Raw genomic sequence first — 26,117 nt, 5'->3', positions numbered from 1 at the left:
AAACCTCAATTGGCTGTCGCTTGCGTCAAGCTCAGAGACTGAACACCGGCATCGCCCACGGCCAGGGCACCGCCGGTCACCGCAACGATCTGCGAGAGCCCGCCACGGGCGGTGTGACTCAGCTCAAAGCTTTTGCCATCGTCGTTACTCAGTGCCAGCAGCCCGGCATTGCCGACCAGGGCGATACGCCCGTCAGGCAAAACCTGCCCCCCTTGCAGTGCAACCTTGGCGTCCAGGGGAATCAGCTGCCAGGTATCTCCCTGATCGTTTGAGCGATACAGATTGCCGCGCATGCCGAAAGCCAACAGCGCACCACTTGGCGTCTGCAGTCCGCCAAAAAAAGAACCCTCGTAAGGGGATTGCAACGCGTCCCAGTTCAGCCCCAGGTCACGCGAGCGCAGCAAGGTGCCGGACTCGCCGAAAAGAAACAGGTCACAACCGACCTTCAGCACTTTGGCGATGTGCCGATCAAAGTCCTCCCCCATCACCGTTTTCTTGCTCCAGCTCAAGCCAGCGTCGACGGATTCCAGATAGTGACCGAATGCGCCATAGGCGACGAAATGCTGGCCGCCCAGGTAGGTGACACCGAACAGCGAATCATGACCGATACCGTCCACCCCTACGGCTGTCCATTGCTGACCGCCATCGGTGGTGCGCAACAGGGTCGCGCCATGTCCAACGGCGATGCCCAGTCGGTCGTTGGCGAACGCAAGCCCGGTCAGCGTTCGATCGGCTGGCGTATGAATGCCCTGCCAATGTTGCCCTTCATCCGCGGAACGCAGGATCCAGCCGCGCTCGCCGGCACTGAACAGTTGACTGCCCACGCGCTGGATATCGAGCAGGATGATTCGCTGTGAATTGATCCCGGTCTGGATCGAGCCAGGCGTCTCGGCATGTACAGCAGATGCCGCGATGAGTGCCGCCCACAACACCCTGTGAACGGACTTGCCCAAAATAGCCATTGGCCGCTCCTCTCTTGTATTTGTAATAGACGACCCGCAATCGGGTCGCCTTGAGACTGCCTGAGGGCTTAGTGACCCGCGCGACGCAGGGCATCGGGCTGGAAGTCGGCCTGACGTCCCTTGACGCCGAACTTCCAGGGTTGCTTGACCTCATTGTCCAGGCCCGAGACCATGTAGTTGCCGTTGCTCAGGTCATGGAAGATGTTGGCGCGGTACCACGGTACACCGACGTCGTAGAACTGGATCGTCGGGTGCACGCCAATGCGCCATAGCTGGCCGCGAGTGTCGTAGGCGTCTTCGAGCAACACGGTCCAGCTGTCCTCGTCGAGATACATCACGCGCTTGCCGTAGATATGCTTCTGCCCGGCCTTGAGCGTGCCCTCGACGACCCACGTACGGTGGAGTTCGTAGCGCATCAGGTCGGCATTGACGGTGCCTTTTTGCAGGATGTTTTCGTATTTCAGCGACTTGTCGGACAGCTTGTAGTCGTTGTACGGAACATAAATTTCCTGCTTGCCGACCAGTTTCCAGTCATAGCGGTCGGGCGCGCCGTTATAGCCGTCGTACTGGTCGGTCACCCGCATGCTCTCGGTGCCATCGCTGACGTTGTCATACGCCAGGTCCGGCGCGCGGCGCACACGACGGGCACCGGCGTTGTAGATCCAGGCCGAGCGCGCTTCCTTGACCTGGTCCACCGGTTCGCGCACCAGGTAGACCGTGCCCTGCAACGTGGCCGGTTCGAGGAAGTAGCCCAGGAAGGAAAACAGGTGGTTGTCCATACTGCGATCCATGTTCTGGTCGAACACGCGGTTCTCGCGGAAACCGACCTTGTAGAACTCGCCGCTGCTACGTACCGGGAACCAGTGATAGGTCCGCTCGAAGCCACCGCCCAAGTAGCGAACCAAGTGGTTCCAGATTGCTTCCTGACCGTTCTTCGGGATCGGGAACGGTATGTTCGAGCCATTGAGGTTGCTCAGACCGAAACCCTGCAACTCGACCTGAGTGGACTGAGTCTTGGCTTTGGCGGTGACTTCAGCCGGCAGTGCGGCGGTGCGCCGGGTCTGGTAGATCGGCATCTTGAAGTTGTCATACTTCTTCAACAAAGCCAGGGTGCCGGGCGACAGCTTGTCTTTGTATTGATCGGCATTGGCCGCGGTGATCACCATCTGCGGCTTGTCTTGCGGGAACGGATCAACGTAGCCCTTCTCCGGACTCCAGCCTGCCGGAGGAGCCGTCAGGCCGCCCTGCCAGGCTGGAATGCTGCCATCGGCATTGCCGGCCTTCTCGGCGCCAACCGGAGTGAGGTCGTTACCAAGGCGCGCAGCCTCTGCGTCGGTCAATTTGGCGAAAGCGTCGTTCCCGCCAAGCAACAGTGCGATGGCAATAGCCAGGGCACGCGGGGTGTGGCAAGTCTTTATTGTTTTCATGCCTTGTTCCTCATCAGAACTTGTAGCTGTAATTCATCGAGTAGTAGTCCCGGTCACGCAACGGGTCGTACTTGGCGTCGTTGTTGTACGTCACATAGTTGAACTCCAGGCTGTGGGCCTTCAGGTAGTCGAAACGAACGCCGGCACCGACGGTAAACCGGCCTTCGTTGAACTGACCGTCCATCGAAACCCCTTCCACGTCCTGCCCCAGAAACAAACTCGGGTAAGTGCTGACGCCTACGCCCAACAGGTCCGGGTACTCCAGTTGCCCTCGCAATCTGTAGCCCCAGGCGAAGTCGGTGATGTAACCGTCGTTCTTGCAGCCGTCGGGTTGCGGGTTGGTCGCAGTGCCGCAGAGGTTCCCGCCATAGCTGGGCGCCGAACCCGGGCCAAAGATGAAACCGCGACCGTAACGAATGTCGCTGTCACCCTGAGGGATGTCGTTCCACTGGAAGGCCACTTCACCGGCCACCTGCAGGCTCGATGCGCCCAGAACGTTGGGGAACAGGTTGATGCCGTTGATCTGCAGCTGGGTTTTGTCGAAGCGGTCATACCCGGTGATATAGGCATTCGGGCCAGCGGCTCGCGCGCCCGCACCTTGCGGCCCCACCCCTTGGGCAGCGGCGGCAAGCAGGTCGTTGCCGTTACGTTGTACCGGCGTGTTTGGCGAGTAGCTCAGTTCCGCACCGACCGACCAACTGGCCAGCGTGGTGGCGGCGCTCAGGCCATACAGGTGGATGTCTTCGGGATACTCCCAGAAGGCAGTCGTCGAGGTCGCACCGAACGGCAGATTTTCATGGACCTGCACCGGGTTGAGGAAGGGTGCTCGCGCCCCGGCGGGAATTCGGCCCCAATCGCCGCTTTGGGCGGAAATGATTGGCGTACGCGAGTGGATGGTCATGGCGTAGGCACCAAGCTCCGTGTCGATCGATTCGACCAGATAGTGCAGCGCCACCCCCCATTGCCCCGAATCCCGGGCTTCATCGCCAGTGCTCAGTGGGACGTTCATGCCATTGCGAAAGCCGACCGGGTTGCTGACGTTAGGCAGCGACGTGGCCATGGTGCAACCACCCGGATGAGTCGAAATGATGGTTTCGGTGGTCGACCAGTAGTTGCCACAGCCCTCAACGGCAGTAGGCTCCCACTTGAACTGGTAGAACGCATCCAGCGACAGCCCGTCACTCAAGCCGAAGCTGCTGGAAATCATCCACACCGGCAGCAACGCTTCCTTGACCTCGGTGCCCGGACGGCGCAGTGAAGGAACGTCGATCGGGTTGATCTGGTTGAGCCCCTGAACAAAGATGCTCTCGCCCCAGTTCAGCACCTGGCGACCCAGGCGCACCTGCAGCGGGTGATCGTCCAGGTGGTAGGTGTCGTAGACGTAGGCGTCGAGCAGGTAAACGCCTTTGTTCCTTTGCAGGTCGTCAAAGCCGTTATCGGACAATGGCTTTTTCTGGTAACCATTGGCCTGGTTGCCAAAGTGCACGTCTTCGTCTTCCAGCGCCTGGTCGTACCAGCCCTTCACGCGCAGCATGCCGCCCATGTCGCCGTTGTGCAGGTTCAGTTCGGTGAGGAACTTGCCGATGGTAGAAAACCGGTCGCCGCGATCGTAGTTGAGGTTGCCGCCATCGGTATTGGAACCGCCCAGGCCGTCGGTCTTGCCGATCACCTGTCCGTCGAGTCGACTGTACAACTCGTTATCACGCCCTTCGGCGCGCCAGCTGCTACCAACGGAAAGTGTGGTGTCGAGGCTCCCCGACCAACCGCTCTCGGTATCAAAATTGAATGCCTGGGCATTGCCGGCGCCCACTCCGAGAATTCCAAGCACGACTGCCTGACCAAGCTGATGCCGGACAAAGCCTGTTTGTGGCGAACTTATTCTTATCATTGTTCACATTCCTAAATAATCCCGACGCTACGGTTCAACCCACCACTCTTTGGCTCTTGGATTCCCTGTGAAAAAACCTCCCTCCCCAACCACCCGGCCGCCAGAGACTGGCCGGACAAGTAAACATTGACTGCGCAGCGCTTAACCCTCCCGAGATGGGAGGGGGTTGGGAGGGAGACAGGAAAGGGAGTCACACCGCACTGGCGAATGGGGAATGCAGGCGCACGCCGCTGCCGGCTGTTGCGCACAACAGCCGGGGCGAATCAAGCAGGAAGGGAGAAACAACCGGGGCGCAAAGCCCGTCCACAAGAGCTCATCAATGACTTGGCAGTGGCCAGCTCAAGTCATCCATGGTCGATTGCACCCGGAGATGGATCGCTCAACCAACACGCCGTGAACTGCCCTGCCAGAACGGTTCACGCAGTTCACTCTTGAGCACCTTGCCAGCGCCCGACAGCGGTAACGCAGCACGGAACTCCACGCTTTTCGGCGCCTTGTAGCCAGCGATCTGACGCTTGCAATGGGCGATCAATTCTTCGCCATTCGGTTCGGCGCCAGGCTTGAGTACCACCACGGCATGCACCGCCTCGCCCCATTGCTCGCTAGGGATCCCGATCACCGCGCACATGGCGATATCCGGGTGGCTGCACAAGGCATTCTCGACCTCCGCCGAGAACACGTTTTCGCCACCGGTGACGATCATGTCCTTGAGGCGGTCGACAATGAAGATGTAGCCATTTTCGTCCATCCTGGCCCCGTCCCCCGTACGCAACCAGCCATCGCCAGGCAGAGCCGCCAGGGTTTGCTCGGGTTTGTTCAGGTACCCGCTCATTGCATTCGGACCCCGAACGACGATTTCACCGATGCTGCCACGTGGCACCTCACAGCCATCGTCGTCGACGATCTTGACTTCCACCGCCCGGGTGGCACGACCACAGGAGCGCAGCATGCCGGCAGCGGCGGCCGCCGCGGTGTGCTGAGCCGGGCCGAGCAGCGAAACAATGGGCGACATCTCCGTCTGGCCATAAGCCTGGAACAGCTGCAGTTGCGGCAGCATGGCCTGCAGGCTCCACAGCGTCTGCTCCTGAATGGGCGAAGCGCCATACACCAGGTGCTGCAAGGAGGACAGGTCGTAATTGCCCACCTCGGGATGATTGATCAACAACTGAATCATGGTCGGCACCAGCATGGCCACCTGAATGCCGTGACGCTGAATCGCCGCCATCGCTTCGGCCGGCTGGAACGCCGGCAGTATGACGTGCGTCGCGCCTTCGAGCACACCGACATAACCGGTGGACATGTCCGCAAGATGGAACATCGGTGCTGCGCGCAGCATGACCGAATCAGGCGGTACCAGGCCCTCGACATCCAGCGCAATCTGGCTGCTCCAGAAGGCCGTATGACTGATCATCACGCCCTTGGGAAAACCCGTGGTGCCGCCGGTATAGAACACACCAAGGAGTGAATCGCCGCCACGGCGGGCATCCTCCATGGGCGAGGCCTGGGCAATCAGCGTTTCGTAATCCAGCATCGCATCCGGCGTGGTGCCGTCACCGACGTAGATGACATGACGCAACGAAGGAACCTGCCTGGATAACCGCAGACCAATGTCCTTGAAGGTCTCGTCAACCAACAGTACCGAGGTTTGCGAATCGGTCAGGGCATAAGCGTTCTCCTCCGCACTCCAGCGTGTGTTGCAAAGATTGAGAACGGCATCGGCCCAGGGCACGGCGAAGCAATATTCGAGGTAACGATCAGAGTTCAAACCCAGCATGGCGACGCAATCGCCACTCTGTACGCCAAGCTCACGCAACGCTCCGGCCAGTCTCGCAACACGCTCGACAAACTGCTGCAGAGTGCGACTGCGATCGCCGTAGATCGTCATTAATCGCTCGGGCGCGCACTGTAGATTACGGTGCAAGGGCTGAGTGAAGTACATGGTCTCTCCTGAAGTTGCAGCTATTGTTATTGTCCGTGCCTTGACGGCAGGAGACGGCAATGCCGGGCGCTCACAGCGTGGGTGCAGGAGCATTGCAGGTCTGGAGCCATCTGCGCTCACATGAACCCTGCATGCACGGTTTCACCACCGTTACCCGGCACCCTACTCGAAGGTGAATGCTGGTAACCCTCCCATCTAGGGAGGGGTGGTGGCGCGGTTCGCCGGTTCAATACCTGGACTTTTGCGAGGGTGCCAAGGCGATGCTGCGTTAGTTAAGCAAGCCGACTTGCCGTGCCTTGCTCACTGCATCCTCGCGAGAAAAGGCACCCAACTTGCCGAAGATATTCTTCAGGTGCCACTTGATGGTTCCAGGCGAAAGATCGAGGGCCTTGGCGATGCTCTTGGTTGACAGTCCACGGGCCAGATGTTCGACCACTTCAAGCTCACGGGGCGAGAGGATATCGCTGCCAGGCGCAGGCGCCCGACCACCCTCACCTGTCCCGCTCGAGAGACTCTGCGAGTCGGCGCCGTGCATCAGACAGTGTTGAATGTAGTCACGCTCCAGCGCTGTCAGCGCATCGACACTGAGCGATTGCAGCAGGCGCAGCCCCGCCGCTCCTTCATCAAGAAACACCCGGAACATCCCGTATTCGCAGGCATTGCGCAGTGCCGTGGACATGTGGCGCTGGGCCTCTTGTGGTTCATGGAGCGCTGTCCTGGCAATAGCGACACGAATTCGCAGCACGGTAGCTGGTTGTAACTGCCCCCACTCCTGACAGACCAGTGCCCAGCTTTCTCCTACTTCGACCGCGCATCGATAGTCGCCTTCGGCCAGGGCCAAGGCCGTGTGTGCCATTGCACAGGCCAGGGGGATCTCCGCCCAGGCACAACCGCGCTTGCCCTGATAAGGCATGGCCAGCGCGCGCAATCTGCGAAACGCCTCGCGCGCACGGGCCAGATCGTGCTGATGGCAGGCGATACGTATCTGCTCGGCAAAACGCCACGCCTGCAGGCGATCAAGGCCAATGCTTTCGGCGATCTCGCCCAATCGATCGAGGGTGGCGTGGGCCGCCTCCAGCCTGCCCGCAGCACACTGCAAATGCGCCTGGGCAAGGTAGGTATACAAAATGCAGTCAGAGGTCCCCAGGACCTCGGCGACCCCGAAGCAGCCTTCAACGTAATCCCCGGCGGCTTCCAGGCTGTTCAAGTGATAGCAGGTCAAGGCCAGGGTAGACTTGATGAAGATGGCGACATCCTGCGCCAGTGACTCGTTGCGCGTCACTTGCACCAGGACACCTTCGAGATCGCGCCGGGCCTGGTTCATATCGCCCTGGACAAAAAAACTGAGGCCACACAGCGCATCGAAAAACGGCCGGGCCCGAGGGCCTTGCGCGCGCCGGAGCAGACCTCGCGTGCTGTAGACCAGATCCCGTACAAACACTGTTCGACCCGCCTTGAGCAATGCCACGCCGCCAAGGGTATAGAGCATCAGCAGGTGAAAGTGGCGCTGGCTGGGCGGCTGTGCCATCAAGGGCTCGAGCAGCGCCAGTACAGCTGTCGTATCGTCCCTCCTGAGAAGGTACATGGCCCTCAGCAATTGCAATTCAGTGTCTATTTCCGGCCGGCTGACTTCCGGGTGAGCTTCGATCGAGGCGAGTGTGAGCTCGAATCTCTCCATGCGATTGCAGGTGAGTTCTGCCCAGGCAACCGCCAGGAGCAGGTCAATCTGCTTGGACCAGGCTTCACGCGGCAACTCGTCGGCCAACTGCAGCAATTGTGCAAAATGCGCGTCACCGATCAGCGACCTCGCCGCCCGTGCCAGCAACTGCACGCTGCCCTCAAGGTCCTGGGCTGCCTGAGCATGACGAATCGCCTCGACGTACAAACCGTGGTCAGCAAACCATTGGCTGGCGGCATGATTGACCCGAATCACCTCCACAACCGGCAGCTCATTGCGGCGCCGTTGCAGATACCCGGAAAACATCTGGTGGAAACGGAACCACTGCAGGCGACCCTCGAGGTCGATCGGCAACAGGAACAGGTTCTGCTCGAGCAATATGTCAAGCACCGCCGCGTTCTCCGGGCTGCCCGTCAATGCAACGCACAGCTCGCGATTGAATCGTCGGCAGGTCGAAACCTGGACCATGGCAGCGATTTGCCCGGCAGAAAGCACACGACTGATGCAGTCATCCAGGTAGGCATCGAGACCTGATTCATCGATCGCCATGACCATGCCGCCACAGGCTCGCAGGCTCTGTTCAAAGTTACCGCTGTGGCGAAGTGACAGGACTCCGATCTGCAGGCCCGCGGCCCAACCGTCCGTCAGCTCATACAGACGTTGTTGCTGCTCGCCGGACAGCTTTTCGAGACCATTGAGTTCAAGCAGACTGAACTGCTCCTCGGCCGTCAGGCGCAAGTCGGCAAAATCAATCTGGGTCAACTGCCCCTTGATGCCGATCGCCAACAGATTGAGCGCCGGACGCTGGCGTGTGGTAATCACCAGATGGAAATTGTCCGGTGCCAGATCGATCAGGCGCTGGATCATCGCCAATGCCGGCTGCGCAGAGAGGAAATGCAGGTCTTCGAGGAACAGATAAATGGATCGAGGATGCTCGTAGAGCGCGTTGACCAGCAGTGACAGCAACACCTCCAGCGAACGCTGGTCAGTGCGCTCGCTCAGGCCAATGATGTCGTCGCCGACAGCCAGGCCCGCGGCCCCCAGACTGGCGACCAGATACGCCGCCCAGAGCGTCTCGTCGTCGGCACCCAGGTTGAACCAGGCGACGTCCAGCCCCGCACCGATCAAGCGCTGGCGCCATTGCGCCGCCAGCGTGCTCTTGCCACTGCCCGCAGGTCCCAGGATCAAGGTCAACTTGCGCTCGCGCCCTGCCTCGATCAGTTCCAGCAGACGCTCGCGCGGCAGCGACCGGGGATCGATTCGGGGCGGCGACCATTTGGTGCGGATGAGTATCGTGTTGGAGGATTTCATAAGGCTAACGAACCAATGAACTGCTCATGTCACGCTTGATGAATTCTAGCGCGCTGCCGTTCCTGCGCGAGGAAGGACGAGATGATCGGTGCAACGGTTTGCGCCCGGGCCACCAGGAACAGATGGCCATCGCCGATCACATGCAACTGCGAATTGGGAATGCGCCTGGCCAACAGGCGCATGTTGGGCAACGGAATGATCGGGTCGTCATCGCCGGCCAGAATCAGGGTCGGCTGATGGATCCGATGCAGCCAGTGGATGCTGGTCCAGCCCAGGCCTGCCAGCAGTTGCAGGTAGTAACCGCGCCTGCCGCCGGAGCGCACCTTGCTGGCGAACGCTTGTGCCAGTGCCGGGTCATGGCGAAAAGCGCCGCCATAGATGTCCGGCGCGATCCGCGCGCCGTAGGACGGCTGGATGTAACGGCGCGGAGTGGCCATCCTCCAGAGCACTTTGGGTTTGGCCGGCAGCATGGCCATACCCGCGCACGTGGCGGCCAGGATCAGTTTCTTGCAACGCTGCGGAAAATCGTGGGCGAACTGTTGTGCCAGCGCTCCGCCCCAGGACACGCCGATCACGTTGACCTGGCCAACGTCCAGATAATCGAGCATGCGAGAAACCAGCTTCGCCAGGTCAGAAAACCGGTAAGGCAAGCTCGGCAGGGAGGAGCCGCCGACGCCGGGCACGTCGAAGGCGATCACTTCCATGTCCGGATCAAGCGCCCGGACGAATGGAAACAAAAGCTCCAGGTTGGCGCCAATGCCATTGAAAACTAGCAACGGCGGCAGATCGGCCTTGCCTGGACGAATGGCAACGCGCAGATGCCCGCCCTCCAGTTCGATGGTGCGATAGACAAAGGGCTGTGACATGTTACGGAGGTTCCTTCTGCGGCGCCGGGCCAAGGGATCTGGAACGTGGACAGGACGGGACGCAAGCGCCCGTCCGGCTACAGCGAGTCAGCGCACGTGCACGTAGGTGCCAGGAGCCGCTTCAGCCGCGACATAAGCCTTATTGCCAAGTTTGACGGGGGCCTTCCTGCTCTGACCGGAGCGTGCTTGCAACCAGGCCAGCCAGTGAGTCCACCAGGAGCCGGTCTCTTTAGTGGAACCTTCCAGCCAATCCTGGGCATCAACCGGCAAGCTGCTGCCGGTCATGAAGCGGGCCTTGGGGTTACCCGGCGGGTTGAGGATGCTCTGGATATGCCCGCTGTTGGACACCACGAACTCACCTTGGCCGCCGAACAGGTGCATCGAGCGGTAGCAGGCATCCCATGGGGTGATGTGGTCGGTCAGGCCCGCCATGCAATAGAAATCGCTGGTGACCTGCTTGAGATCTATTGGAGTGCCACAGACCTCCAGGGCGCCGGCACGGGCCAACGGGTTGGTCTGGTACATCTCGATGAATTCGCCGTGCAGCGCGGCCGGCAGGTTGGTGGTGTCGTTGTTCCAGTAGAGGACATCGAATGCAGGCGGCTCGTTACCGAGCAGGTAGTTGTTGATCCAGTAACTCCAGATCAGGTCATTGGGGCGCATCCAGGCGAAGACTTTTGCCAGCTCACGACCTTCCAGCACACCCGCTTGATAAGAACGGCGCTTGGCCGCCTCCAGGGTTTTCTCATCAGCGAACAGCGAGACCTGGGTGTCGGGGCGAATATCGAGCATGCTGACCACCAGGGTGAAGGCATTCACCTTGCTCTCGCCCAGTGCCGCGTAGTGGCCCAAAAGCGATGACATGGTACTGCCTCCGGAGCACGCTCCAAAGGTGTTCAGATCAGTGCTGCCGGTAATCGCCAGCACTGCGTCAACCGCCTCTTTCAGGGCTTCGACATAGGTGGACAAGCCCCACTCGCGCTGCGCCTTGCCCGGATTGCGCCAGCTGACGGCAAAGGTCTGGATGCCACTGTCGAGAAGGAAACCAATCAGGCTCTTCTGCGGCGCCAAATCAAACAGATAGAACTTGTTGATCTGGGGCGGCACCACCAGCAACGGGCGTTCCAGCACCTGCTCGCTGCGAGGTTTGTACTGAATCAGCTCCAGCACCTCGTTTCGAAACACCACCGCGCCAGGCGTCGTGCCCAGATTGCCGCCCACCTCGAAAGCCGTCTTGTCCACCTGACTGGGCATGCCACCGTTTTCAATCAGATCACGGGTCAAGTGCGCGAATCCATCCAGAATGCTCTTGCCACCGGTTTCAAAGAAACGCTTGAGGGCCGCAGGGTTGGCCAGGGTGTTGGTCGGCGCCATCGCCTCGGCCAGCAGGTTGATGACGAACTGGCCACGGCTGGCATCCTGATCGCTGAGGTTGCTGCTACTGATCCAGTCGTTCATTTCCCGACACCAGGCCAGGTAAGCCCGCATGTAACGACGATACAGCGGGTTGCCCTGCCAGGCTGGCTCATCGAAACGCTTGTCCCCCGCCGCCGGCTTGAGTTCCGAACGGTCGAGCAGGATGTTTTTCAGTTCCATGCCGAACGCAGCCATGTGTCGGGCGCTGTGCACGGGTTGCTTCAACACTTGTTGCAGGACCATGCGAGCGCTGCTGAGTATGTCGCGCCCGCGAGGGCCGAACGCTGGATTCAGGCTAAGCGTGTGCTTGGCGGCTTGCAGGGAGAGCTCTTTATCATTTTTATCCATTGTGACACCCCATGCTTGACACTAGGCCCCTTGGTGGATCGGGGCCTTGATCGCTTCGTGGAAGTAACTCGAATCACAGACAGGCTCACAGGTGACGCGCGTCTTCCTTGAGCATGGCGGCGGCCTTTTCACCGATCATGATGGTCGGCGCGTTGGTATTGCCCCCGGGAATGGTCGGCATGATCGAGGCGTCGGCAATCCGCAGGCCTTCGACACCGCGCACTCGCAGACGCGCATCGACTACGGCCAGGGGGTCACTGTCAGGACCCATCTTGCAGCTGCCTACCGGGTGATACTGGGTATCCGCGCGACGGCGGATGTCCTGCTCGATCTGCCGGTCGTCATTCCAGTCGACGGGATAGATCAGTTGCGGCCCGAAACGGGCGAAATGGGTGGACTCGAGGATCCGGGCCTGGGTCTTCGCCGCCTGGATCAACAACTCGATGTCTTCACGCCGATCAAAAAAGCGTGGATCGATGACCGGCGCGTCGAGCGGATCGCGGCTGCGCAAGGTCACGGTGCCTGTGCTTTTCGGGCGCAGTACCTCGATATGGCAGCTGTAGCCATAACCCCAATGCAGGTGACGACCATGGTCGTCGACCACGGCGGTCACGAAGACCATCTGCAGGTCGGGCTTGTCCAGCGCCGGATCGGAGCGCAGGAAGGCGCCGGCCTCGGCGAAATTGGTGGTCAGCATGCCGCTGCGCTTGCTCGCCCACTCCACGGCAGCAGCCGCCAGCTTGACGCTGGAACCCACGGTGAGGCCCAGGCAACCCTCCGGATGACTGACCTTGTAGGGCACCGTGTAGTCGATGTGATCCTGCAGGTTCTGGCCTACGCCTGGCAGGTCCACCAGCACCGGGATACCCAGCCGGGACAGCTCCCCGGCCGGCCCGATGCCCGACAGCATCAGGGCCTGTGGAGTACCAAAGGCGCCAGCGGCGAGAATCACTTCACGGCGGGCACGCACTTCCTGCACATCCTTGCCGTTGTGGTAACGCACACCTACGCAGCGCTTGCCCTCGAAGATCAGGCTGTGGAACGGAGCATTGAGGAAAAGCTGAAGATTTTTCCGATCAAGAATCGGCCACAGGTAGCCCTTGGCCGCGCTGCAGCGTTCTCCGTCCTTCTGGGTCACCTGGTAGCGGAAACAACCGTCCTGCTGGCGACCGTTGTAGTCGTCAGTACGCGCGATGCCCTGCTCCTCGGCGGCGCTCATGAAGACTTCGCACAGAGGGCTCGGCGACTTCAGTTCAGCGACATTCAGCGGGCCACCAGCGCCATGGAACTCGCTCTCGCCAAAGCGCTCGTTGTGTTCCGACTTCTTGAAAAACGGAAGAACCTCTTCATAACTCCAACCGGGGTTGCCGAGGCTCTCCCAATGGTCATAGTCCCAGCGATGGCCGCGGACGTAGACCATGCCGTTGATCGAGCTGGACCCGCCCAACGCCTTGCCACGCGGCTGGTAGCCGTTGCGCCCGTTGAGCCCCGGTTGGGGCACGGTTTCGTAGGACCAGTTATGGAAACCTTCGCGCATCATCACCACTACGCCCGGTGGTGCCTGAATCAACACTTTCTTGTCACTGCCACCGGCCTCGAGCAGGCAAACACTGACCTGAGGATCTTCACTGAGGCGCGCCGCCACCGGACAACCACCCGAGCCGCCACCCACCACCACGTAATCGAACACACTCTGACTCATATCAATCTTCCTCAAGACTTCACATCCGCATCCGGCTTGCCCAGGTAAAACGCCAGCGCCAGGCTCTGCAGCCGGCCGCCAAAGGGTGGATGGAAGAGATGGGTGGGAAACCAGGTACGCCTCTTGAACACAGTTCGCGCGTGACTGAGCTCGCGAAACCCTTCTTCTGCGTGATAGTTGCCCATACCGGAATTACCCGTGCCACCGAAAGGAGCACCGTGGTTGAAAGCGTGCCAGCCCCAATCGTTGATGGTCACGCCACCGGAATGGGTCCGTTTGAGCAATCGATCGATGCTCGTCGTGTCGGTTGAAAAAATGTACAGCGCCAGGGGACGTTGCCCGCTGTTGATGTGAGCCACCACACCAGTGAGGCTGTCATAACCCAATACCGGCAGCAGCGGGCCGAAAATTTCTTCCTGCATCACCCGCATTTCCGGCGTCACACCCGTCAGGATGTGCAACGGCATCCTGCGCCCCGGGGCAACCTCGCCACAGACAATGATCCGGGCGCCCTTGGCCCGCGCATCTTCAAGCAGGCCCTGGAGGCGCTGAAACTGACGATCATCGATGATCGAACTGTAGTCATCATTAGCGGCAGGCTGCGCGCCGTACAGCGCCTGAAACTGGCCGCGGACTTCGCCGACGAAGCGCTCGATATCGTCCTGGGGAACCAGGGCGTAGTCCGGTGCGATGCAGATCTGCCCGCCATTGGTGCCCTTGCCGTGAACGATACGTCGCGCGGCATCGCTCAGGTTGTAGTCAGCCAGTACCACCGCAGGCGACTTGCCACCCAACTCCAGTGTTACCGGTGTCAGGTTGGCTGCGGCGGCACGCATGACCAGACGCCCGACCCCGGGGGATCCGGTGAAGATGATGTGGTCGAATGGCAGCGAAGAGAAAAAGCCCGGATCTTCAAGCTCACCACCGACCAGGGCCACTTGCGAGTCGTCGAACACCTCTGCCAGCAGACGCTTGAGTACCTCGTTGGTGTGCGGGTTGAACTCGGACATCTTGAGCATCACCCGGTTGCCTGCGGCGAGCGCACTGACCAGACCCGCAATGGCGATGTAAACCGGGAAATTCCATGCCGATATGACCCCCACCACGCCTTTTGCCTGATACTCCACCCACAACTGATTGCCTTTGAACAGCAGCTCTGTGGAGCGTCGGCTTGGCTTCATCCAGCTCCCCAGATGCTTGAGGGTGTGATTGATGTGCAAGATGCAACCCATCAGGTCAAGGAACTTGGTGTCGACGGCGGAGCGATGGCCAAAATCGGCGCTCATCGCCGCGACAATGGCGTCCTGGTAACGCCGTAGCTGGGTGCGCAGTGCGATCAGATTGGCCTGGCGCTCAGCCAGCGAGGAATGAGGTTGAGCACGAAAAGCCTCACGCTGGGTATTGAACACGCGGGCCACTCGCTGAACCGCCATTTCCTGGATCATGCCTTGATTCCTCTGAACTGAAGACCACCAACACCCACTGTCGCGTTCAACCTTGCAGGTATCGCTGCGTGAGCAGAGGGTATGGCCGTCACTGTGGACTTCAAATAGCCGAAGACATCAAAGCTATTGCACTTGACCTCAGTTGCTGGCCGCCTTGCCTGGCACAACACGCGGGTGAAATCTTCGTCGCGCAAACAAAGATGCCACCCGGAGGTGGCATCGATGGATTACTGCTGTTTCTGCTGCCGCGCGTTCTCTTCGATCTGCGCATCCACCCGCTTGCGTACCTGGTCGATACTGAAGCTGGCCGGTTTCTGGCTGGGCGGGTACTCGACGAAAGTTTGCAGAAACTTCGCGGCTTTCATCGTGGCCACTCCAAGCAGGTAAGCGTTCTTGATTATCCAGTCGTAGTACTGATTGGAAACAACGTCCGCCCTTTCATAGGGGTCCATGCGCAAATTGAAGATCTTCGGCGCCCGCAGACAGACGAAAGGTTCGCTCCAGACCTCGAATCCTCCTGGCTTGCGCTGCTCGCAGAACACCGCCTTCCAGTCACCGAAACGCGACGCGACCAGCACGCCGTCGTCGTTGAAGTAGTAGAACTCCTTGCGCGCACCGCTCTTGGCCTTGCCGGTCAAATAATCGAGCTGGTTGTAGCCGTCCAGGTGCACCTTGAAGTTCTTGCCCGCAAAATTCGCCCCCTTGAGCAGGCGTTCCTTGACGTCGGTATCACCCGCTACCGCCAGCAAGGTCGGGAACCAGTCGAGACCGGAGAACATTTCAGTGGACACTTCACCAGCCTTGATCTTGCCCGGCCAACGAACCATCGCCGGCACACGGAACCCGCCTTCCCAGTTGGAGTTTTTTTCGTTGCGGAACGGTGTGGTTGCCGCGTCCGGCCAGGAAAACTGATTCGGACCATTGTCGGTGGTGTAGACGACGATGGTGTTGTCGGCGATTTTCAGGTCATCGAGGGTTTTCAGCAGTTTGCCGACGTCACCGTCGTGCTCGAGCATGCCGTCCGCGTACTCGTTGCCGGGCATGCCACTCTGGCCTTTCATCGAGTCGCGCACATGGGTAAACAGGTGCATGCGGGTGGTGTTCATCCACACGAAAAACGGTTTGTCTGCCTTGGCTTGTCTCTCCATGAACGCTTGAGCAGCGGCGGTGGTTTCGTCGTCGATGGTTTCCATGCGCTTGGCGGTCAGTGCGCCGGTGTCTTCAATCTTGCCATCGGCATAGGAATGGATGACCCCACGCGGTGTGGCGGCCTTGACAAAGTCCGGATCATCTTTAGGCCAATTGGCACGCTCGGGCTCTTCTTCGGCATTGAGGTGGTACAGGTTGCCGAAGAACTCGTCAAAACCGTGATTGCTTGGCAGGAACTCATCGCGATCGCCCAGATGGTTCTTGCCGAACTGACCGGTCGAATAGCCCCGAGCCTTGAGTGCCTGCGCAATGGTAATGTCGCGCGCCTGCAGGCCGACTGGCGCCCCGGGCATTCCGACTTTGGTCAGGCCAGTACGCAACGGCGTCTGGCCGGTGATGAACGAAGAACGTCCTGCGGTGCAACTGTTCTCCGCGTAGTAGTCAGTGAACATCATGCCTTCGTTGGCAATGCGATCGATGTTCGGTGTCTTATAGCCGACCACGCCATGGCTATAGGCACTGATGTTGGTCTGGCCGATATCGTCGCCGAAGATCACCAGAATATTGGGTTTATCCGCCGCCCCGGCTGTCGCCGAAAGGCCTATCAACGAGACGCCCACCAGGGCCATCCGCGACAACCACGCGCGCTTGTCTTTCATGATTTGTCCTTGTTGTTTTGACTGAATGCTTCGGATTGTCCGGACAGCGGTGGCGCTTAGATTCCGGTCAGACCGCCGCTACAGATCAACGTCTGGCCACTGACATAGTCGGACTCGGGGATGCAGAACATGTACACCGAGCCGGCAGCTTCTTGCGGGGTGCCGGCACGCCCCAACGGAATGCTGCGCTCGAGCATGGTCATCAGGTCAGGGTTGATGCCGACCTTGATCTCGCGACCTTCGATCTCGGCGGTGGCGTTACCGTCGGCGGTGGCTTCGGTCAGACGAGTCTTGATAAAGCCGTAGGCCACGCAGTTGACGGTGGTGTTCAGGCGCCCCCACTCCTTGGCCAGCGTCATGGTCATGCCGGTGATACCGGCCTTGGCGGTGGAGTAATTGGCCTGACCGGCATTACCGAACAGCCCGGCAACGGAGGAAATGTTCACCACTTTGCGAATGTTACGCAGGCCGGCGTCCTGTTCAGCCTTTACCAGACTGCGAATGACCGGCTGCGCCGCGCGCAGGATGCGAAAAGGCGCGGTAAGGTGCACATCGAGCATGGCGTACCACTGCTCGTCAGTCATCTTCTGGATCACGCTGTCCCAGGTGTAGCCCGCGTTGTTGACGATGATGTCCAGCCCCTTGTAATGCTCGACCGCGGTGCCGACGAAGCGCTCGGCGAAGTCAGGCGCCGAAACGCTGCCGATACAGGCGACGGCTTCACCGCCCATGGCCTTGATGGCCTCGACCACTTCCTGAGCCGGCTCGGCGTCAAGGTCATTGACCACCACGCGGGCACCATCGGCTGCCAGCTTCAGGGCGATGGCACGGCCGATTCCACGACCGGAACCGGTAATCAGGGCAACTTTACCTTCGAGTTTCTTGCTCATCTGTCTCTTCCGCAAAAGGTTGAAAAAAGGGGGTTAGCCAATGGCGATGGCGATCAACGCGTCGCCGACGATCTTGACCTGGCCGTATTGGTTGACCGTGGCCACCTCGACCCTGGCGCAGCGTTCGCCGTTGACGTCGACGATCTCGGTTACCTGGCCCTTGCAGGTGATGACGTGCCCCAGGTGAGTGATGCCCTGGAAGCGCACGCCAAAGCTGCGCAGCCGGCTTTGCGGCACCCACTGGGTCAGCAGGCGACCCAGCCAGGCCATACTCAACATGCCGTGGGCAAACACGTCCGGCATGCCGGCCTTGCGGGCGAAATCCACGTCGATATGAATCGGGTTGAGGTCGCCCGAGGCGCAACCGAACCGCGCCAGCGTGGTGCGGTCGACCGCCGCCAGCGTCAGGGGTGGCAGCCGGTCACCGACCTTCACGTGTTGCAGTGAATGACTCATGGTCGGGACTCCTCAGTTGCGGACCACGAGCACGGTGCGCAACTCGGCGACCAGCTCGTTTTTGTCGTTGTGGACTTGCGAGGTCTTGACCAGGAACTCCAGCGCGCCGTTTTTCTTGTCGAAAATGTCAGCGATCCGCGACTTCACGGTGACCGTTTCCCCGGCGCACACCGGCTTGTGATAGGTGAAGCTCTGTTCACCGTGAAGAATCTTCGCGATCGGGATTTCCAGATCCGCCAGCATGCTGTCCACGGTGCCAGCATCCAGCTCGGCACCGAACAGGAATGTCGGCGGGACCAGCACGTCGCAGAAACCGGCTCCTTGGGCGGCAGCGAGATCGGTGTACAACGGATCGGTCTCGCCAATGGTCCGGGCGAATGCGCAAAGACGCCCGCGCTCAAGCGTCATGGTGGTGGCGGCCAGTTCGTGGCCGATCCACTTCTTGTCGATCATCCGTCGCCCCTCAGACTTTTTCGTAGAGGGTGACGACGCAGGCGCCGCCCAACCCGAGATTGTGTTGCAGAGCCAGACGCGCGCCGTCTACCTGACGTGGACCCGCCTCGCCACGCAACTGCTGGACCAGCTCGGTGCACTGGGCCAGGCCGGTGGCGCCCAGTGGATGGCCCTTGGAGAGCAACCCGCCGGAAGGATTGGTGACGAACTTGCCGCCATAAGTGTTATCGCCGTCCTCGACAAAGCGCTCCGCCCCGCCGATCGGGCATAGGCCCAGCGACTCGTAGGAGAGCAGCTCGTTCTGTGCGAAACAGTCGTGCAACTCGACGACCTGGATATCTTGCGGACCGACACCGGCCGCCTCGTAGACATTCTGCGCGGCCGTGCGGGTCATGCTGAAACCGACCACTTCGCGCATGTCTCTCGCGTCGAACGTCCTGGACGTGTCGGTGGTCATGGATTGCGCACGAATGCGCACTGCGCCCTTCAGGCCGTGGCGCTTGAGGAAGTCCTCCGAACAGAGGATCGCCGCCCCGGCGCCGCAGGTCGGCGGGCAAGCCATCAGGCGCGTCAGCACGCCGGGCCAGACGGCGGGCGAGTTCATCACGTCTTCGGCGCTGACGACGTTACGGAACAACGCCATCGGGTTGTTGGCGGCATGGCGGCTGGCTTTGGCGCGGATCTTGGCAAAGGTTTCCAGGCGGGTGCCGAACTCCTGCATGTGCGCCAGGCCAGCGCCACCGAAGTAGCGCAGCGCGAGCGGGATGCCGGCGTGCCCGACCAACTCATCGGTGGCCAGGTCGAAGCGCTCGAAGGGGCTGGGGCGGTCGCCAAAGAGCGTGCCCAGCGCACCCGGACTCATTTGCTCAAAACCCAGCGCCAGGGCACATTCCGCCGAACCGCCGCTGACCGCCTGGTTGGCCAGGAACAGCGCGCTGGAACCGGTGGAGCAGTTGTTGTTGACGTTGACCACCGGGATACCGGTCATGCCGACTTCGTATAGCGCGCGCTGGCCTGCAGTGGAGTCACCATAGACGTAACCGACGTACGCCTGCTCTACCTGCGCGTAACCCACGCCGGCATCGACCATCGCGGCACGCAAGGCGGCAGCGGCCATTTGCGGATAGGGCGCGTTGGCGCCCGGCTTGACGAAAGGGATCATGCCGACCCCAATCACATAGACATTGCGACTCATAGCGGCTTTCCTGAATTTAAGTTGCGGCACGGTGTGACTTTGTGGGCTTAATGTGATGGCCGTGCGCAAAACCGCCAATGTCATGGCGCCGCAAATGACTTGCAGAATCCACCAATGTCGAATCCAACCCCCGTTACCTTCGCCTCCGTTTTCGTCTCCTCCCTGCTCGCTGCAGCCCGTGATCGCGGCTACGAGATCGAGGGTTTTCTACGCGACGCAGGGATCGATCCACAGCAGCCTCAGGACCTGGACCACCACGTCACCGTCGACCAGTACGTTGCACTGCTGCGCAAGACCATCAAGGGTCTCGATGACGAAGGCATCGCGCTGTTTTCGCGAAAATTGCGCCGCGGCAGCTTCATGCTGATGATGCGTTCAGCCCTGACCGGCGACACTCTGTTCGGCGCCCTGCGGGAATTCACCCACACCCTGCGGCTCCTGCAAGACGACCTTGACCCGGTGCTGCTGGACGACGGTCGGCACGTACGGGTCGAACTGCACTTCCTCACCACTCAGGTCGAGTCCCGCGATTTCGCCCATGTGCTGTTTCTGCGACTGATCTGGCGCGTCATGGCCTGGCTGGAAGGCGGGAGCCTGCGCCCCGCCGGTATCGACGTGGCATTCACACAACCTGAATCGGTTGGCGACTACCGCAAGCTCTTCCCTACGGAACTGCGCTTCGGCACAGCCTTCTCGACTATCTGGTTCGACTCCCAGGCACTGCAGGCTCCCGTGCGCCGTGACAGTTCCCATCTGCATGAATACCTGGCCAAGGCCCTGCTCGACCTTCTGGTGCCCGCCATACCCGCACGCGTCAGCGACCGGGTGCGGGTCTATCTGCGTGAAGAACGCGCGCGCCATAGCGGCTGGCCAGACCTTGAACAGACCAGTGCCGCCCTGCACTGCTCGGCCAGTTCATTGCAACGTCACCTGGCTCAGGAAGGCGCCTCTTTCCAGAACATCCGCGATAGCCTGCGCCGCGACTGGGCGATCTACCGACTGAAAACCAGCAAGCTGCCAACACCGGTGCTGGCCGAGGAACTTGGCTTCGCCGACAGCGCCAGCTTCCAGCGCGCCTTCAAGCGCTGGACCGGCCAGACCCCGGGCCAGGTTCGCAAGGGCAACTGACAGATTGAGGCCAAGTGCAACAGCTTTGGGGCCAGCGGCTATGTGCGCGCACGGCCCCTCGTTCTAGGCTCGCATTTCGCACGCTGCCATCGGTGGCGAAGCCCAAAATTGCGGAGACCGAGCTTATGCTGCCCCAACTGCACCAACATTCCTGGATGGATAGCGACATCGAGGCCTATCGCGACCAGGTACGTCGCTACATCGCCAATGAGATGACACCGCACAACGATGCCTGGCGCGAACAGGGCTACGTGCCGCGCGAGATCTGGCAGGGCCTTGGCGAGATGGGTTTTCTGCTGCCGGAGATCAGTGAGGAATACGGCGGTGCCGGCGCGCCGCTGTCCTATCAACTGGTCGCCCTGGATGAACTGGCTCGCGCCGGAATGCCGCCCAGTACTGCGGTGCACTCCATCGCCACCCACTACATCCTCGACTACGGCACCGAAGAGCAGAAGCAAAAATGGATTCCCCGCCTGGCCAGCGGCGAGCTCTTCGCCGCCATCGCCATGACCGAACCCGATTGCGGCTCCGACCTCAAGACCCTGCGCACACGCGCCCGCCGTGATGGCGACGAGTACGTGATCGATGGTTCCAAGACCTTCATCACCAACGGCTACAGCGGCAACCTGGTGGTGATCGCCGTGCGCACTTCCGACGATGGCGCCAAGGGTATTTCACTGGTGGTGATCGAGACCGAGCACCTCAAGGGCTACAGCGTCAACAAGCTGAAAAAGATCGGCCTGCATGGTTCGGACACATGCGAAATGTTTTTCGACAGCGTGCGCGTACCGGTCGCCAATCTGCTCGGCCCGGTCGAAGGCAACGGGTTCATCCAGCTGATGAGCCAACTTTGCTATGAACGCATGTTGCTGGCTGTGCCCGCCGTGGCGGTCATGGAGCGTGCGCTGGAACTGGCCACGGACTACGCCAAGGAACGCCGGATGTTCGGCCAGAAACTGTTCGACCTGCAGAACACCAAATTCAAGCTGGCCGAGTGTGCCACCATCACCCACATCGCCCGCACATTCGTCAACGACTGTACCCAGCGCTTGCTCGACGGCAAGCTCGATCCTCAGGCCGCCTACATGGCCAAGTTGTGGTGCAGCGATATGCAGTGCAAGGTTACCGACGAACTGCTGCAACTGTTCGGTGGTTACGGGTATATGGACGAATACCCTATCGCCCGGATGTTTGTCGATTCGCGCGTACAAAAGATCTACGGCGGTGCCAATGAAGTCATGAAGGACCTGATTGCTCGTCAGCTGTAGGTCTCGGCTGCGCCTTTTACTTTCTTGAATGAAAAGCCCGCTCATCGAAGCGGGCATCCATTGTTCTTGCCTCCCTCCTCCTGCTCCGAAAGGCAGCCTTCAGGCCAACACTCCCGACCGACGCAGTTGCTCCAGCCGCTCTACTGCCACCGTCGCTAAAAGCGGTGCTTGTTCCTGACGATCGATTTGAAGAATCGCACCAGGGGTACGAGAAAAGCGTGGCGCCGGGTTGGCCTGGACAATCGGCTGAGTCTGAAAAATATTGCGTGCAACATTGTGCGAATGAACGGCCGCTTCCATGGGTGAAAGCACGGGAGCGAAGCACACATCACTGCCTTCCAACAACGCGCACCAGTGCGCACGCGGCTGGCTGCGGAACATCGAGGTCAGGCGCTCCTTGAGCGCTGGCCACTGAGCAACGTCATACTGAGCCTTGACCACGACATCCGATAGTTGCAACCGCTCCATCAGCTGCGCATAGAAGTGAGGCTCCAACGGCGCCAAGGAGACCCACTCGCCGTCGGCGCACTGAAACAGGTCATAGAATGGCGAATCGTAGAACGCGCTGGGTTGCGGACCACCGATCTGCCCAGCGGCATGAATGAAATGCGCAATTGAACCGAGCACCGCAACCATATCGACGATCGCTGCATCGACGACCTGCCCCTTGCCTGAACTGCGCGCCTCAAAAGCTGCTGAAACGATACCGAAAGCCATGCCAAGAGCACCAATGGCATCCCCAGCCAAGGTCGCCGGGGGACGTTGCGGATCACTGCGCCCACCGGTTAGACCGAGCAACCCGGTCAGTGCTATGTAATTCAGATCATGACCCGCGGCCTGGGCCAAGGGGCCGTCCTGCCCCCAACCAGTCAAGCGACCGTAGATAAGGCGCGAATTCTTCGCCAGGCATTGTTCAGGCCCGAGCCCCAGACGCTCCATGACACCGGGACGGTTGCCCTCGATCAGGGCATCGGCCTCGCCCAACAGATCCAGAGCCAGGGCGACCCCTTCCGGCTGCTTGAGGTCGACGACTACCCGATGCTTCCCGCGTTGGAGGATTTCGAAATCGACGTCCCCACCCAATTGCTTTGTGAGGGCGACGCCACCCTTACGGGCAATCACTGTAACTTCGGCGCCCATGTCGGCCAGGAGCATTCCCGCCAGCGGCCCCGGCCCTATCCCTTCAAACTCTACGATTTTCAGCCCGGCTAATGGTCCCATCACTTTCCCCATCAGTATTCGCAATTCAATTCACTCGCAAGGCCCACCCTGTCTATGACAGGCCGGAGATCATGGCGACAGGGAAGCCTATGGAGGAGACGGCGCGCTGCCTATAGCCGCACAACCCAAGACGTTTGCATTAAACTTCAACTGAATCGCCCCAAGATTTGTAGACATATTTGAGCGGCCGCTTCTGGCCGTTTTTTACCTTATGCGATGGGCAGCCATGAATCGACAGCTGCCCTTCGTGACAACAGAATCGGCCAAAAGCGGACGCTCTCCCAAGGGCTGTTTTTGACTTTGTTTTCAACCAGTCGACATGTTTTCAGATTCTCTTCTCTTCTCTTCTCTTCATGTCTGACTGTTATGGCCAAATCTACCCCCACTGTACCTGCGTCTGCCTAACCACCACCGGTTAGCATAACTTCTTCCCGAAGGACGTATTTTTTATGCCGGACGCCACTAATCTCTACCTTTTCGTTGTTGCAGCCTTGCTGTTGCTGATAGTGCCTGGCCCTAACATGGCTATCGTCACCAGCCATGCAGTTGCCCACGGCTGGCGCGCGGGTATTGCCGCAGCTCTGGGAATAACCCTGGCCGATGTGTTGATGACCATCATTGTTAGCACGGGTCTTGGCGCACTGGTAATGAGTTGGGCTCCTGCATTTGACCTGCTGCGGTGGGCAGGCGCTTGTTATCTAATGTGGTTGGCCTGGCAAGCATTGAAGGCTCCTCCTGTCGATACGGATGCTCAAGCAACACAGGCTTCGATGCGCAAGATCTTTACCAGAGCCACGCTCAACAGTCTGTTAAACCCCAAAGCGCTGTTGTTCTTCATGGTATTCCTGCCGCAGTTCGTCACCGTGGGTGGCAGCAGCGTTACCTCGCAATTGATATTCTTAGGATTATTGCTTGCGCTGATCGCACTGATCTTCCACTCCCTGCTCGGACTCTTCAGTGGACAACTGCATGGTCGTCTCCGCGAGGGCATAATCTCTAAACGCCTTGGCGCTTATACCTTTGCTGCGGTAATGACTGCTCTGGCAGCACGTTTGCTAATGCTCAACCGGTCGGCTTGAAGGCTCGAAGCACGCCAGTTTGGCAATAATCTTCTTGCGGACAGCAACGGCGAACAACATGACCTGGCTCACGCCTCTTCTTGGTCGCACCCTTTTCGTCTGATAGATTTCTCTAAATGTGATTACAGCGAAGAACACGTCTCTATAAAACGCCCAAGCAAGGAAGCGCCTTCATGAACAAGCCCCCTCTTTTCACCCTTTGTCTGCTCGCAACGGCGATGTTGCTCGGCGCGACTGCCGTGCAGGCGCAGAGTGAGCCGGTGGCTCAGGTGTCCGGGCCTGAGGCCGATGTGAAGGTGACCGAAACCTATGTGCGCATGATGGCGCGCGAAGCGTATTTCTGGGGTTGGCCGATGGCCAACATCTATAACCGGCGGCTAAAATTCAAGGATCTGCCGCAAGCCGGCCTGATGGGCGGCATCGTGCCCGTGGCGCCGATCAATCATCTGTCGATGCTCACCGATTACATCTCGCCGGGTGAACGCCTGGTGGCCTGCCCGAACCAGGACGTGGTCTACGGCGCCGGCAGCATCGCGCTGGATCTGGAGCCGGTGGTCTTGCAGGTACCGGATTTCGGCGACCGGTTCTGGGTGTATCAGGTTGTGGATCTGCGCTCCGACAGTTTTGCCGAATTGGGCAAAATGTACGGCACCAAACCCGGTTTCTACCTGCTGGTTGGCCCGGACTGGAACGGCAAGGTGCCTGAGGGCATCACTCAGGTTTTCCGCGCAAAGACCAACACCGGTTTCGTGATTCCACGGGTGTTCCAGGACGATACAACCGAGGATCGCAAGGCGATCCAGCCGTACCTGTCCGGCATCGATATGTACCCGGTGTCCAAATACGACGGCAAGCTCAAGCAGCGTGACTGGAGCAAGTCGCCGAAATTCCCGGCAGAAGCGGCAGGTGCCGAAGAAACCCGCTGGGTGCTCCCGGAAAAATTCTTCGATGAACTGCCGGCACTCCTCAAGGACGCCAAGCCATTGCCCGGCGAAGAAGCACGCTATGCGCAGTTGTCGGTACTGGCACAGATCGCCCAGCGTGATCCGGAGCTGAAAAAGGCCATGATCGACGAGGCGCAAAAGTCTGATGCAGAGGTGGTCAAGCCGCTGTTGCAGTTCCGCAACTATGGCAAGCAGTTGCCCAATCACTGGAGCACCATCGACAACGGCGCCGCGTTCGGCACCGACTACTTCCTGCGCACGGCGGTGGCCCGCTCGAACATCTTCGTCAACAAGCAGATCGAGACCAAGTACTTTTACCAGGACCTGGATCAGTCCGGAACACGCCTCAATGGCGGCCAGCGCTACAGCGTGACCTTCCCTAAAGATGCCTTACCGCCGGTCAAGGGTTTCTGGTCGCTGACTTTGTATAACGAGCAGCATTTCTTCGCAGATAACCCGCTGGGCCGTTATTCCCTGGGCACCAAGAACAAATCGCTCAAGCCCAATGCCGACGGCTCGCTGACGCTGTACGTGCAGAGCGAATCCCCGGGTGCCGACAAGGAAAGCAACTGGCTGCCCGCGCCCAAGGGCGCCGACTTCTCCCTCTACGTACGCGCCTATTGGCCTGAAGCCGCTGCGATGAACGGCCAGTGGACGCCGCCAGCGGTGGTCAAGCTCAACTGAAAACCACGC

The 26,117-nt window shown here is 60.1% G+C and carries 19 protein-coding genes; 4 read left to right on the top strand and 15 right to left on the bottom strand.

Features of this window, described 5'->3' with window-relative positions; genetic code table 11:
• Nucleotides 1–5 precede the first annotated feature (5 nt).
• The 14 genes from AC3WN7_RS20055 to AC3WN7_RS19990 all read right to left on the bottom strand — a co-directional run bounded on the left by AC3WN7_RS20055 (nt 6) and on the right by AC3WN7_RS19990 (nt 19,784).
• Nucleotides 6–962, bottom strand: coding sequence for a WD40/YVTN/BNR-like repeat-containing protein (locus tag AC3WN7_RS20055; protein WP_102674737.1), 957 nt, complete (start codon nt 960–962; stop codon nt 6–8).
• Between the two features lie 68 nt (nt 963–1,030).
• Nucleotides 1,031–2,389 (bottom strand): DUF1329 domain-containing protein, encoded by a 1,359-nt coding sequence (locus AC3WN7_RS20050; protein ID WP_102674736.1) that lies wholly within the window; start codon nt 2,387–2,389, stop codon nt 1,031–1,033.
• 13 nt (nt 2,390–2,402) lie between these two features.
• Nucleotides 2,403–4,217 carry a DUF1302 domain-containing protein gene (locus AC3WN7_RS20045; protein ID WP_256585695.1) on the bottom strand — a complete coding sequence of 605 codons (1,815 nt, stop codon included), beginning with the start codon at nt 4,215–4,217 and terminating at the stop codon, nt 2,403–2,405.
• 439 nt (nt 4,218–4,656) lie between these two features.
• On the bottom strand, nt 4,657–6,216 hold the full coding sequence (locus AC3WN7_RS20040; protein WP_102674735.1) for an acyl-CoA synthetase: 1,560 nt from the start codon (nt 6,214–6,216) through the stop codon (nt 4,657–4,659).
• A 268-nt stretch (nt 6,217–6,484) separates the two neighbouring features.
• Entirely contained in the window at nt 6,485–9,205 is a 2,721-nt protein-coding gene (locus AC3WN7_RS20035) for a LuxR C-terminal-related transcriptional regulator (protein WP_102674734.1), read from the bottom strand.
• A 29-nt stretch (nt 9,206–9,234) separates the two neighbouring features.
• On the bottom strand, nt 9,235–10,071 hold the full coding sequence (gene phaZ, locus AC3WN7_RS20030) for a poly(3-hydroxyalkanoate) depolymerase (RefSeq protein WP_095967149.1): 837 nt from the start codon (nt 10,069–10,071) through the stop codon (nt 9,235–9,237).
• 87 nt (nt 10,072–10,158) lie between these two features.
• Nucleotides 10,159–11,835 (bottom strand): class II poly(R)-hydroxyalkanoic acid synthase, encoded by a 1,677-nt coding sequence (phaC, locus tag AC3WN7_RS20025; RefSeq protein WP_095967150.1) that lies wholly within the window; start codon nt 11,833–11,835, stop codon nt 10,159–10,161.
• Between the two features lie 85 nt (nt 11,836–11,920).
• Nucleotides 11,921–13,537: a GMC family oxidoreductase gene (locus tag AC3WN7_RS20020; protein WP_095967151.1), complete on the bottom strand. Its 1,617-nt coding sequence runs from the start codon at nt 13,535–13,537 to the stop codon at nt 11,921–11,923.
• Nucleotides 13,538–13,548: 11 nt separating this feature from the next.
• On the bottom strand, nt 13,549–14,982 hold the full coding sequence (locus AC3WN7_RS20015; RefSeq protein WP_102674733.1) for a coniferyl aldehyde dehydrogenase: 1,434 nt from the start codon (nt 14,980–14,982) through the stop codon (nt 13,549–13,551).
• Between the two features lie 227 nt (nt 14,983–15,209).
• On the bottom strand, nt 15,210–16,790 hold the full coding sequence (locus AC3WN7_RS20010) for an arylsulfatase (protein WP_102674732.1): 1,581 nt from the start codon (nt 16,788–16,790) through the stop codon (nt 15,210–15,212).
• Between the two features lie 56 nt (nt 16,791–16,846).
• The gene (locus AC3WN7_RS20005; RefSeq protein ID WP_008059174.1) at nt 16,847–17,680 is read right to left on the bottom strand and encodes an SDR family NAD(P)-dependent oxidoreductase; all 834 of its coding nucleotides are present in this window, start codon (nt 17,678–17,680) and stop codon (nt 16,847–16,849) included.
• A gap of 33 nt (nt 17,681–17,713) precedes the next feature.
• On the bottom strand, nt 17,714–18,136 hold the full coding sequence (locus tag AC3WN7_RS20000; protein ID WP_102674731.1) for a MaoC family dehydratase: 423 nt from the start codon (nt 18,134–18,136) through the stop codon (nt 17,714–17,716).
• A gap of 12 nt (nt 18,137–18,148) precedes the next feature.
• Complete coding sequence (locus AC3WN7_RS19995; RefSeq protein ID WP_095967154.1) at nt 18,149–18,589, bottom strand: MaoC family dehydratase N-terminal domain-containing protein; 441 nt, start codon at nt 18,587–18,589, stop codon at nt 18,149–18,151.
• 10 nt (nt 18,590–18,599) lie between these two features.
• Entirely contained in the window at nt 18,600–19,784 is a 1,185-nt protein-coding gene (locus AC3WN7_RS19990; RefSeq protein WP_095967155.1) for a lipid-transfer protein, read from the bottom strand.
• A 114-nt stretch (nt 19,785–19,898) separates the two neighbouring features.
• Here AC3WN7_RS19990 and AC3WN7_RS19985 point away from each other — a divergent pair, with 114 nt between their 5' ends.
• The gene (locus AC3WN7_RS19985) at nt 19,899–20,912 is read left to right on the top strand and encodes an AraC family transcriptional regulator (RefSeq protein ID WP_007973383.1); all 1,014 of its coding nucleotides are present in this window, start codon (nt 19,899–19,901) and stop codon (nt 20,910–20,912) included.
• A gap of 125 nt (nt 20,913–21,037) precedes the next feature.
• A complete protein-coding gene (locus AC3WN7_RS19980) occupies nt 21,038–22,180 on the top strand; it encodes an acyl-CoA dehydrogenase family protein (protein ID WP_102674730.1) in 1,143 nt (380 codons plus the stop codon).
• Between the two features lie 99 nt (nt 22,181–22,279).
• On the opposite strand, the gene AC3WN7_RS19975 is transcribed toward AC3WN7_RS19980, so the two are convergent.
• Complete coding sequence (locus AC3WN7_RS19975) at nt 22,280–23,401, bottom strand: CaiB/BaiF CoA transferase family protein (protein ID WP_102674751.1); 1,122 nt, start codon at nt 23,399–23,401, stop codon at nt 22,280–22,282.
• Between the two features lie 449 nt (nt 23,402–23,850).
• On the opposite strand from AC3WN7_RS19975, the gene AC3WN7_RS19970 reads away from it, so the two are divergent.
• A complete protein-coding gene (locus AC3WN7_RS19970; RefSeq protein WP_095967161.1) occupies nt 23,851–24,480 on the top strand; it encodes a LysE family translocator in 630 nt (209 codons plus the stop codon).
• A 173-nt stretch (nt 24,481–24,653) separates the two neighbouring features.
• Nucleotides 24,654–26,108 (top strand): DUF1254 domain-containing protein, encoded by a 1,455-nt coding sequence (locus tag AC3WN7_RS19965; RefSeq protein WP_102674729.1) that lies wholly within the window; start codon nt 24,654–24,656, stop codon nt 26,106–26,108.
• Nucleotides 26,109–26,117 lie beyond the last annotated feature (9 nt).

It is taken from the genome of Pseudomonas sp. FW305-70 (assembly GCF_058783925.1).
Note: the sequence above shows the minus strand (reverse complement) of the source record. Positions and strands in the feature narration are given on the sequence as shown.

What these genes read in the sequence shown, in the direction of transcription:
- AC3WN7_RS20055 (WP_102674737.1), bottom strand. Translation starts at nt 962, where the DNA reads ATGGCTATTTTGGGCAAGTCCGTTCACAGGGTGTTGTGGGCGGCACTC.
- AC3WN7_RS20050 (WP_102674736.1), bottom strand. Translation starts at nt 2,389, where the DNA reads ATGAAAACAATAAAGACTTGCCACACCCCGCGTGCCCTGGCTATTGCC.
- AC3WN7_RS20040 (WP_102674735.1), bottom strand. Translation starts at nt 6,216, where the DNA reads ATGTACTTCACTCAGCCCTTGCACCGTAATCTACAGTGCGCGCCCGAG.
- AC3WN7_RS20035 (WP_102674734.1), bottom strand. Translation starts at nt 9,205, where the DNA reads ATGAAATCCTCCAACACGATACTCATCCGCACCAAATGGTCGCCGCCC.
- phaZ (WP_095967149.1), bottom strand. Translation starts at nt 10,071, where the DNA reads ATGTCACAGCCCTTTGTCTATCGCACCATCGAACTGGAGGGCGGGCAT.
- phaC (WP_095967150.1), bottom strand. Translation starts at nt 11,835, where the DNA reads ATGGATAAAAATGATAAAGAGCTCTCCCTGCAAGCCGCCAAGCACACG.
- AC3WN7_RS20020 (WP_095967151.1), bottom strand. Translation starts at nt 13,537, where the DNA reads ATGAGTCAGAGTGTGTTCGATTACGTGGTGGTGGGTGGCGGCTCGGGT.
- AC3WN7_RS20015 (WP_102674733.1), bottom strand. Translation starts at nt 14,982, where the DNA reads ATGATCCAGGAAATGGCGGTTCAGCGAGTGGCCCGCGTGTTCAATACC.
- AC3WN7_RS20010 (WP_102674732.1), bottom strand. Translation starts at nt 16,790, where the DNA reads ATGAAAGACAAGCGCGCGTGGTTGTCGCGGATGGCCCTGGTGGGCGTC.
- AC3WN7_RS20005 (WP_008059174.1), bottom strand. Translation starts at nt 17,680, where the DNA reads ATGAGCAAGAAACTCGAAGGTAAAGTTGCCCTGATTACCGGTTCCGGT.
- AC3WN7_RS20000 (WP_102674731.1), bottom strand. Translation starts at nt 18,136, where the DNA reads ATGAGTCATTCACTGCAACACGTGAAGGTCGGTGACCGGCTGCCACCC.
- AC3WN7_RS19995 (WP_095967154.1), bottom strand. Translation starts at nt 18,589, where the DNA reads ATGATCGACAAGAAGTGGATCGGCCACGAACTGGCCGCCACCACCATG.
- AC3WN7_RS19990 (WP_095967155.1), bottom strand. Translation starts at nt 19,784, where the DNA reads ATGAGTCGCAATGTCTATGTGATTGGGGTCGGCATGATCCCTTTCGTC.
- AC3WN7_RS19985 (WP_007973383.1), top strand. Translation starts at nt 19,899, where the DNA reads ATGTCGAATCCAACCCCCGTTACCTTCGCCTCCGTTTTCGTCTCCTCC.
- AC3WN7_RS19980 (WP_102674730.1), top strand. Translation starts at nt 21,038, where the DNA reads ATGCTGCCCCAACTGCACCAACATTCCTGGATGGATAGCGACATCGAG.
- AC3WN7_RS19975 (WP_102674751.1), bottom strand. Translation starts at nt 23,401, where the DNA reads ATGGGACCATTAGCCGGGCTGAAAATCGTAGAGTTTGAAGGGATAGGG.
- AC3WN7_RS19970 (WP_095967161.1), top strand. Translation starts at nt 23,851, where the DNA reads ATGCCGGACGCCACTAATCTCTACCTTTTCGTTGTTGCAGCCTTGCTG.
- AC3WN7_RS19965 (WP_102674729.1), top strand. Translation starts at nt 24,654, where the DNA reads ATGAACAAGCCCCCTCTTTTCACCCTTTGTCTGCTCGCAACGGCGATG.